The sequence below is a fragment of the Shewanella sp. 10N.286.48.B5 genome (assembly GCF_002874355.2).
In the GTDB taxonomy this organism is placed as follows: domain Bacteria; phylum Pseudomonadota; class Gammaproteobacteria; order Enterobacterales; family Shewanellaceae; genus Shewanella.
Genome location: NZ_MCVG02000007.1, coordinates 1 through 7,786 on the forward strand (window position 1 = coordinate 1; position 7,786 = coordinate 7,786).

Annotated in this window: 14 protein-coding genes and 2 pseudogenes; 4 read left to right on the top strand and 12 right to left on the bottom strand. The window is 43.1% G+C overall.

What is annotated here, in order from left to right; all coding sequences use genetic code 11:
• The 6 genes and pseudogenes from BCU57_RS20745 to BCU57_RS20770 form a co-directional block, all read right to left on the bottom strand.
• Positions 1–177, bottom strand: a 177-nt coding sequence (locus BCU57_RS20745; RefSeq protein ID WP_413211512.1) for a FlgD immunoglobulin-like domain containing protein, incomplete at its 3' end; no start/stop codon positions are given.
• On the bottom strand, positions 135–542 hold the full coding sequence (locus BCU57_RS20750) for a flagellar hook capping FlgD N-terminal domain-containing protein (protein ID WP_413211501.1): 408 nt from the start codon (positions 540–542) through the stop codon (positions 135–137). The genes BCU57_RS20750 and BCU57_RS20745, both read right to left, overlap by 43 nt.
• A 17-nt stretch (positions 543–559) precedes the next feature.
• Positions 560–973 (bottom strand): flagellar basal body rod protein FlgC, encoded by a 414-nt coding sequence (flgC, locus tag BCU57_RS20755; protein ID WP_004736176.1) that lies wholly within the window; start codon positions 971–973, stop codon positions 560–562.
• 41 nt (positions 974–1,014) lie between these two features.
• Positions 1,015–1,374, bottom strand: a complete 360-nt coding sequence (gene flgB, locus BCU57_RS20760) for a flagellar basal body rod protein FlgB (RefSeq protein WP_413211502.1) — start codon at positions 1,372–1,374, stop codon at positions 1,015–1,017.
• 255 nt (positions 1,375–1,629) lie between these two features.
• Positions 1,630–2,462: pseudogene (locus BCU57_RS20765) on the bottom strand (protein-glutamate O-methyltransferase).
• Positions 2,463–2,473: 11 nt separating this feature from the next.
• Positions 2,474–3,398 (bottom strand): annotated as a pseudogene (locus tag BCU57_RS20770) (chemotaxis protein).
• 170 nt (positions 3,399–3,568) lie between these two features.
• Between BCU57_RS20770 and flgA the strand changes: the two are divergent.
• The 3 genes from flgA (at position 3,569) to flgN (ending at position 5,220) form a co-directional block, all read left to right on the top strand.
• A complete protein-coding gene (gene flgA / locus BCU57_RS20775) occupies positions 3,569–4,204 on the top strand; it encodes a flagellar basal body P-ring formation chaperone FlgA (protein ID WP_413211503.1) in 636 nt (211 codons plus the stop codon).
• A gap of 158 nt (positions 4,205–4,362) precedes the next feature.
• A complete protein-coding gene (gene flgM / locus BCU57_RS20780; protein WP_413211504.1) occupies positions 4,363–4,743 on the top strand; it encodes a flagellar biosynthesis anti-sigma factor FlgM in 381 nt (126 codons plus the stop codon).
• A gap of 180 nt (positions 4,744–4,923) precedes the next feature.
• The gene (flgN, locus tag BCU57_RS20785) at positions 4,924–5,220 is read left to right on the top strand and encodes a flagellar export chaperone FlgN (RefSeq protein WP_413211505.1); all 297 of its coding nucleotides are present in this window, start codon (positions 4,924–4,926) and stop codon (positions 5,218–5,220) included.
• A 556-nt stretch (positions 5,221–5,776) separates the two neighbouring features.
• Here the strand turns inward: flgN and BCU57_RS20790 are convergent.
• The 5 genes from BCU57_RS20790 to BCU57_RS20810 form a co-directional block, all read right to left on the bottom strand.
• Positions 5,777–5,992: a hypothetical protein gene (locus BCU57_RS20790; RefSeq protein WP_413211506.1), complete on the bottom strand. Its 216-nt coding sequence runs from the start codon at positions 5,990–5,992 to the stop codon at positions 5,777–5,779.
• 105 nt (positions 5,993–6,097) lie between these two features.
• On the bottom strand, positions 6,098–6,226 hold the full coding sequence (locus BCU57_RS20795; protein ID WP_413211507.1) for a FlgO family outer membrane protein: 129 nt from the start codon (positions 6,224–6,226) through the stop codon (positions 6,098–6,100).
• Positions 6,180–6,359, bottom strand: coding sequence for a FlgO family outer membrane protein (locus BCU57_RS20800; RefSeq protein WP_413211513.1), 180 nt, complete (start codon positions 6,357–6,359; stop codon positions 6,180–6,182). Before BCU57_RS20800 ends, BCU57_RS20795 begins: the two co-directional genes overlap by 47 nt.
• Complete coding sequence (locus tag BCU57_RS20805; RefSeq protein ID WP_413211508.1) at positions 6,319–6,408, bottom strand: hypothetical protein; 90 nt, start codon at positions 6,406–6,408, stop codon at positions 6,319–6,321. The genes BCU57_RS20800 and BCU57_RS20805 overlap by 41 nt, the downstream gene beginning before the upstream one ends.
• 10 nt (positions 6,409–6,418) lie before the next feature.
• Complete coding sequence (locus BCU57_RS20810; RefSeq protein WP_413211509.1) at positions 6,419–6,643, bottom strand: hypothetical protein; 225 nt, start codon at positions 6,641–6,643, stop codon at positions 6,419–6,421.
• A 192-nt stretch (positions 6,644–6,835) separates the two neighbouring features.
• Between BCU57_RS20810 and BCU57_RS20815 the strand changes: the two genes are divergently transcribed.
• The gene (locus tag BCU57_RS20815) at positions 6,836–7,312 is read left to right on the top strand and encodes a flagellar assembly protein T N-terminal domain-containing protein (protein WP_413211510.1); all 477 of its coding nucleotides are present in this window, start codon (positions 6,836–6,838) and stop codon (positions 7,310–7,312) included.
• Here the strand turns inward: BCU57_RS20815 and BCU57_RS20820 are convergent.
• The gene (locus BCU57_RS20820; protein ID WP_413211511.1) at positions 7,304–7,681 is read right to left on the bottom strand and encodes a hypothetical protein; all 378 of its coding nucleotides are present in this window, start codon (positions 7,679–7,681) and stop codon (positions 7,304–7,306) included. The genes BCU57_RS20815 and BCU57_RS20820 overlap by 9 nt on opposite strands.
• Positions 7,682–7,786 lie beyond the last annotated feature (105 nt).

Here is a 7,786-nt window from a genome sequence, read left to right on the forward strand (position 1 = left end):
GTTGTATTTACCAGCCGGCAATGGGTTACCGTCTTCGTCTTTTCCGTCCCATTCAACACGCGTGTCACCTGATGGTTTAGAACCGATATCAAATGTACGAACCAACTGACCAACTTCGTTCTCAACACGGACCATTACATTGTCCATGGCTTGAGGGAGCTTAACCATTGCCGCCATACCGCCATCACTGGTTTCACACCTGCCGCACCAGGAACCAATACATCACGACCTACTAAAGAAGAGGCCTGAAGCGCTTGGTTAGAAGTCATTGATGAATTCAAGCTTTCAAACTGTGTATTCATTTTACCAATGCCATCTACGGTCGCAAATGAAGCCATTTGCGCAATCATCTGGTCATTGCTAACCGGCTTAAAAGGGTCTTGTTGTGCAAGTTGCTTAGTCAACAGAGATAAGAAATCTTCTTGTTTAAGATCCTGCTTACCTGTTGTTTCGTCGGGCTTCTTAGCGCCATCTTGAAGACTCTTCAGCTGGTCAACATAGGACAAGCCGCTTTGACCAACATTGTTGTTGATTCCAGCCATATGCTACCTCCTTATCCTTATTGACCCATCTGCAGCGTACGCAGCAGCATTTGTTTACTCGAGTCAGCAACCTGTACGTTCGTTTGGTACGCACGTGATGCCGAAATCATGTTTGCCATTTCTTCCATAACGTTCACGTTAGGCTTGTAGATATAGCCTTCGTTGTTCGCTAGTGGGTGATCTGGGTTGTACTCCGCACTAAGCGGCTTATCGCTTTCCACAATACCTAAGACTTTCACCGGCACAGTGTGACCACTATTGCGTGCTTTATTTAACTCAGCGCCAAACACTGCGTGACGAGCTTTGTAAGTTTCTTCAGCAGAACTACTTACACTGTCTGCGTTCGCAAGGTTGCTCGAGGTCGTATTTAGACGAACAGATTCAGCACTCATCGCAGAACCGGTCACATTGAATACATTAAATAAGCTCATCTAATTATTCCCCTTTAATCGCTTTAGTTAAATTCTTGAACTTACTTCCTAAGAAGTCGAGAGGCTTGATGCCTAATTTGGTTTTGCATGAAAAGGTTTCTTTCCAAATCCAAATCAACCGTATTGCCATCTCCTGTATCAGGTTGGGTAGGAATTCGATACTTCGTTTCCCCGTTCACCGTTGTTGAGGCAGTGTAAATGTGCCGACCATCTGTACGGCTAAGACCAATGCTTGCCCCAGAACTTGCCGCTTGCAGTGATTTCTTAAAATCTAGTCCCTTTGCTTTATACCCAGGCGTGTTCGCTTGCGCGATATTGGTGGAAAGCACCTCAGCGTTACGCTCACGTACACCAACTGTGTGCTGGTGAATGCCTAAAGCATTATCAAAAGAAATAGCCATGTAAACCTCAACTCAAGAACTGACTGTTATGAGATAACCAAAGCAATATATATACCAACTTTTAAAACAAAGTGGCCGACCATTACTTTTACAGGTTACTAGTAGGTAAACTTGCAATATACAAGCCAAAAAATAGAGTGGGTTGGAATGTCACTCCTGACTTAAAGATATAGGTTAAGCTGAAAAAGAAAACCCAGCACTTGGCTGGGTTTTGGGGTTAGACAGTAACGTTACACCTAATACTGGTGCCACTCATTACTTTAATTTGTAGATGATGCCTGGATTACAGCGAACCATTTCAAAACGATCCGTTAAGCCTGTTAACGATTCAGATGCACCCAACAACAAGTAACCACCAGGATTGAGGCTGTTTGCCATCTGGTTAAGTACCTTTGACTTCATGTCTGGCGAAAAATAAATCAATACATTACGACAGAAAATGATGTCGAACTTACCTAATAACGCATAACTGTCCATCAAGTTTTGTGGACGGAAGTTCACCATGCGCTTAACGTTGTCTTTGACTTTCATACGACCATCGCCCGCATCTTCAAAGAAAGTACGACGGCGCTCAGGGAGAAAGTCCACGTCCCAATGCAAGGTTGTCGTATGCGCCTGTGCGGCACATATCCAACATACTTGCAGAGATGTCGGTTGCGGTAATCGATACATTTGGCAACATACCCGGGTTTGCGAGCTTGAGTCTCAAGAATCGTCATTGCCATTGAGTATGCTTCTTGGCCTGAAGAGCTTGCTGCAGACCAAATCTTAATAGGTCGTTTATTTGCCGCTATTTCCGGTAGTAGCTTATCCGCAAGTACAGCAAACGGGTAAGTATCTCGGAGACTAAAGTGTCTCGTTCGTCGTCATGGCATCGACAGCTGCCACTCTCAACTCACGGTTTCGACCAGTTACTACATCTCTCAACAAATCAGATAACGAAGCTAACTTAAACTTTCGTTACTAATGGGCTTAAACGACTGCGCACTAAATATTGCTTGCTGTCACCTAATACAATGCCACATTGAGATTCTAAAAAAACGGCTGAAATCGCGATACTCTTGATCACTTATTGTTATAGCAGTCATTAATGTCTCTTTTAGTTAGTTAACGCAGCTTTAACCGCTGCCTCAAGCTCATCAGGGTTGAATTTTGCAATGAAGGAGTTCGCCCCAACACGCTCAACCATGGCCTGGTTAAATACACCACTCAAGGATGAGTGTAAAATTACGTATAAATCTTTAAGTTCGGCGTGACGACGAATCTCAGCAGTCAGCGTGTATCCATCCATCTCTGGCATTTCGATATCCGAGATCACTAATGAAATTTGATCGTAAATACTACCCTCTGATGACATTTGCACCAGCTTTTCATAGGCTTTACCATCTTTCACCGCGATAACCTCAAATCCGATCGATTCAATGGCGCGTTGAACTTGCTTACGAGCAACAGTTGAATCATCAGCAATCAAGATACGGCGAACCAATTCTTTCTCTTGTTCTACTTCTGCGATTTCTTCAGCAATTCTGCTGTCCATTGTTTCATCAACAGGCGAAATTTCAGCAAGAATTTTTTCAACATCAAGAATTTCAACTAATTCATTATCGATATTAGTTACCGCTGTCAGGTAGTTCGACTCGACCAGCGCCATCCGGCGGCGGAAGAATTGACTCCCAGTGCATGTTGAATAATGCGCTCTACTGAACTGACCAAGAAACCTTGAATAGTTCGGTTAAACTCAGAAATAACCACAAAACACTTTTCAACATCCGTTGTAGGACGGCCAACCAACGCTAAGCTCAAATCGATAACAGAGATCGTTTGACCACGAATGTGTGCTACACCTTTAACCAGTGGGTTCAAGTTTGGCATCTTTGTCAGCTTAGGGCATTGAAGCACTTCTTTTACTTTAAAGACATTAATGCGTAGCGCTGACGCCCCATTAGGCGAAAGGTTAGTAATTCTAATCGGTTTTGACCGACGAGTTGCGTACGCTGATTCACCGAATCAAGAATACCCGTCATGAGCTCATCTCCATATCAAACTTTTTTGTATAAAAAGCGTTAGTCTCTGCAGGCTACGAACCACCAGAGAAACGGAATGACATATTATAAAATAAATTTGCCACCTCTTTCCATAGCAATGTAGAGCTACTTTTAAAACTGTCGCTAAGTTTATCGGCATTTTATCAATATTGTTTAGTTTTTTTGTGCAAGCTGCGACTCCAGAGCAAATTGAAATGATCCAGTCTGCGGCCGAGCAACACATCCATGATACGGTTGAGCAGCCACAAGGCGGCGAACTCTTTGTTAATTCAGCAAATGTTGACTCAAGAATTAAAGCAACAGACTGTCCAGTACCGCTTGAAACTAGCGCATCAACCACCACCAATACCCGCAGTAGCATTACGGTTTTAGTGCAATGCATTCCTGACGAGTGGCGAGTTTATGTGCCCGTACGCTTATCAATGTCAGTCCCACTCGTCACCACCACGCGCTCAATTGCAAGAGGCGAGATTGTCGGTCAATACGATGTGACTACCGACATGATTTCTCTTAACAAATTTCGCCGCCAAGGTTTCACCAACCCACAACAGGTTATCGGTGCCAAAAGAAGAAAAAGAACCCTAAGACCGGGTGATGTCGTTGAAAGAGGCGATATTTGTGTCGTTTGCCGAAATGAGAAGGTTATCATACAGGCAGTTAAAGGTGGCATGACCATTACCACTAAAGGTACTGCACTTACGGATGGCTCAATGGGCGATCAAGTAAGAGTGAAAAATGATAAATCACAACGTATAATTGAAGGTATTGTTACCAGTCATGTCTGAAGTCACGGTTTACTTTTAACTCTCTACTTCTAAATTGACGGTATCGTTAGCCATTTTGCTCTCTCCACTCTTAACGCCAAATATAACGGCTACAGTGTTTTGTCCCTTTTCGACTATTGAGCTAAAAATTGCTAAAGTATTCGAACCCATGGTCGATAATGACTGTACAGGTTCCCATTTTTGAAGAAAAAGGCTTAACTATGGCAGGCATTGATAATATTCGTTCAGGGCAAACCCTAACGACCCCCAACCGATCAGCAGTACGCTCTGATTCTAGCTCTGAGGCATCACGCTCTGATGTATCAACTAAATCACCAGCAAGCAAAGATGCGGTTTCGCTTAGCCAACAAGGCAAAGCCATTGGTCAACTCCACCAAGATATGGCGGCACAACCGAGTTTTGACTCTGTAAAAGTTGCGGCGATCAAAGAAGCGATTGCGAACGGTTCATACACTGTCGATCCAGAAAAACTGGCAGACAATATGATCAAGTTCGAAGATGAATTAAAGGTCTTTAAGCCAACTATCACTTTTGATTAAAGTGATTGCTCTTAAAAAGCACACGAGGTTATGAATAGGTTTACGTTATGGCGGCACTAGCAGATTTAGTTAATTTTCAACTTCAAAATGCCAAAGCCTTATCTGAATTATTAAGTTCAGAGAAAAACCGCGATTACGAGCCGACAATCAAACGATATTGAGAGAATCGCCAAAGAAAAAGTGGTCCTAGTTGAACAACTAAGGTCAACCGATCAACGAATCGCAGCCCATACCAATATCTCAGAACTGACCGAGAACTCTGAACTAGCTCAGTTAGTCGCAACCATCAAGTCCATAGTGCACGATTGCCATCAAGCGAACCTGGTTAATGGCGAAGCCTTGAATCGAGCACACCTTAGCTTCAAAAAACTCAGTAATATGATGCAACAAAGCCACGGTAAAATTGGCATGACCTACAATGCCGGTGGTCAAACGCATACAAAGATTTCTACGCTGGGAACCAACGTAAAAGCCTAGTTAAGCCTCCCTTCTTCAGTAATACCCCCATTAACCTTCTGCTTGTATCTGTATCTGTATCTGTATCTGTATCTGTATCTGTATCTGTATCTCCCAGACCATTCCTGTCGCTATTCTTTATCAAAACGTCTAATCAGCCTTTGAGCGCCCTGACAAAATCGATACAAAAAAGCGGCAAGTATCTTCATACTTGCCGCTTTTTTATTTACGTCAGTTATCAATTGCTGCTACGCCATCTGGAAAACGAGTGGCAACTCATATAACTGGGTAATCTTTTAACTAGATAAACAGAACTTCGATGATCATTAACCTACAGTTTCCTAAGAGATCATACACACTAGAATAGCGTTTGTTGTCTCTTTTCTGGCACAGCCTGGCACTTCACCGTAATTACGTAGTTGGTCCATCTTACGAATATCTAATTGATGTTCCAGTTACATAACTATCACCCACAGGGTAACTACGTGTACTACTTCTGCGCCACGAATAACACCATCAACCGCACCTGAAGTTCGTTCAGTACCAAGGCGTTGATCTTCAAGTTCAGCTTCGCCGGTTACCCCATACCGTAAACCTGTTCAGCAAGCTCACGATAAGCGTCAATCTTAGAGGCTCTCATCGCACGGATGCGCTCTTCTTCGTCGTTACGACCTTTTTGCTCACTGATACTCGCGTAACCAACCGCAACCAAGAAATCATCAGGCCTCATACTTTGCAGTGGCTGACAACCAACAAGCAATAAAGCGGCAACAACAAATATTAACTTCTTCATCTCGAACTCCTAAGGGCGAAGAATACCAGTGTAAGGCCGGCTGATCGTGTGTCAGAACGAATAATAACGCCATCTTGAGTTCGAATACTGTTCAGAGTATCAAGGTCACGACCAATACGGTCTGCCGGCAAGAAGCCTTGTGCAGAAGCAAACCACAATACGAGTTTGCATTCCAACTACACGAGCGTTAACTAGAACACCACCCTCTTGGCGAAGCATAGTCCCTGTTTGCACGTATTGGACGGTCTTGCTCTTGAGCTAAATCTTTCCAATCACGGTTTAACGCAAAGTCACCGGTGTGAGTTACCTGGATAGAACCCGTCGTTTTAAAATCGACAACCTTGAAGCCACGACGCTGAAACTCGATGAATGAAACCTTCCGATACCGAATTTCCTAGCCAGTTGGTTGTATCCATGTGTTGTAGATCAACAAACGAGGTAATCGCAACCGGAAAAGTTCTTGCTGGAGATACTCGTATTCGACACGATTAAATCTTCGGTCATACTTTCCACGAAAAAATCCATGGTGTGACGAGGGCTGTCCATCAACATAAACTGACTGCCTGAATATTCAGACTTGCCGTTATAGATTTCTGAATAAGCGCATGATGTCAGTAACACGACACTCATAACTACGAGCCATTTTTTCATTATCTAATCTCCAGATAGTTTTAGTGCTGCCTGTTCCAATATGTTCTCACCATTATTCTTTTCAATGGATTACAATGTTGGAACAGTCTTTGCTTTTCGTTAATAGTTCAGATTAAGAAAAACGCACTTAAGTCAGCTTCAAGCTTGCAGTTATTTGTTAAGCAATATTTATACCCAACTGGTAACGAATAGATGAAAAAAATAATTTCTTACTTATTTTCAATAAGTTCACTGATAACCATAAGCTTCAGTGCTCATGCCTCTTGGTATGAGGTTACCGGTACAGCAGCCATCGTATCGTCGGAAGAATCCGCAAGAGTCCACGCTCTGGAAGACGCGGTATATAAAGCGGTTCAGTTCTCTGGTGCTGATATCGGTAGTATCTCCAACCTCACGCCTTATCTGGATGCGAGTAAAAAAGAGTTCCAGTTTACTAATCACGAAGTACGCTACATATTGGTTGATAAAGTAAAGACTCGCGGTGGCAACCTAATGATCACCGCAAGGATCGACATCTATCCTTCGGCAAATGCTTGCCATGAAAGTCAGTACAAGAAGACATTTTTGGTCGGCAACATTGATGTGACCTCCCCTCAACAAGCCGTAATGGGAAGAATTTATAACATCGGTGAAGCGGCGCACGAAAAACGCGAAAGCGTTTCACGATAAATGCGAAAACCAGTGGTAACTGGGACACAAGACTCGGTTAAACACCCAAATCCTGGCAACTGAACGAAGTAATGGATCTTTGGTTATTTGTTTTTTGCCGTAATAATAACTTACCGGTGGCTGCATACCCCCAGCAATCCCTTCTGCTATGAGATAAAACATTGTGGCGATATAGCCGATAATCGCGAAGGCGGCGACATGCACAGCCGAGCCGTAAACCATGAATGAGTAGTTATGTAAGGCAATAATAAAGCTAAAATACATGAACATAAACAAACTGGATAAGCCCAATGCCATTATAGAACCCATAGTCTTAACGTTAATGACATTCAAAGAAAATTGTAATTTAGCATTCGATTTACTCGACATAAAATAACTGCCGCCTAATATCACGACTAAGGTTTGAGAACGTCACAGTAGCCAACGCAGCACCATGCAAGCCCATTGGGTAAAGGACAATCAGCAGGTAATCCA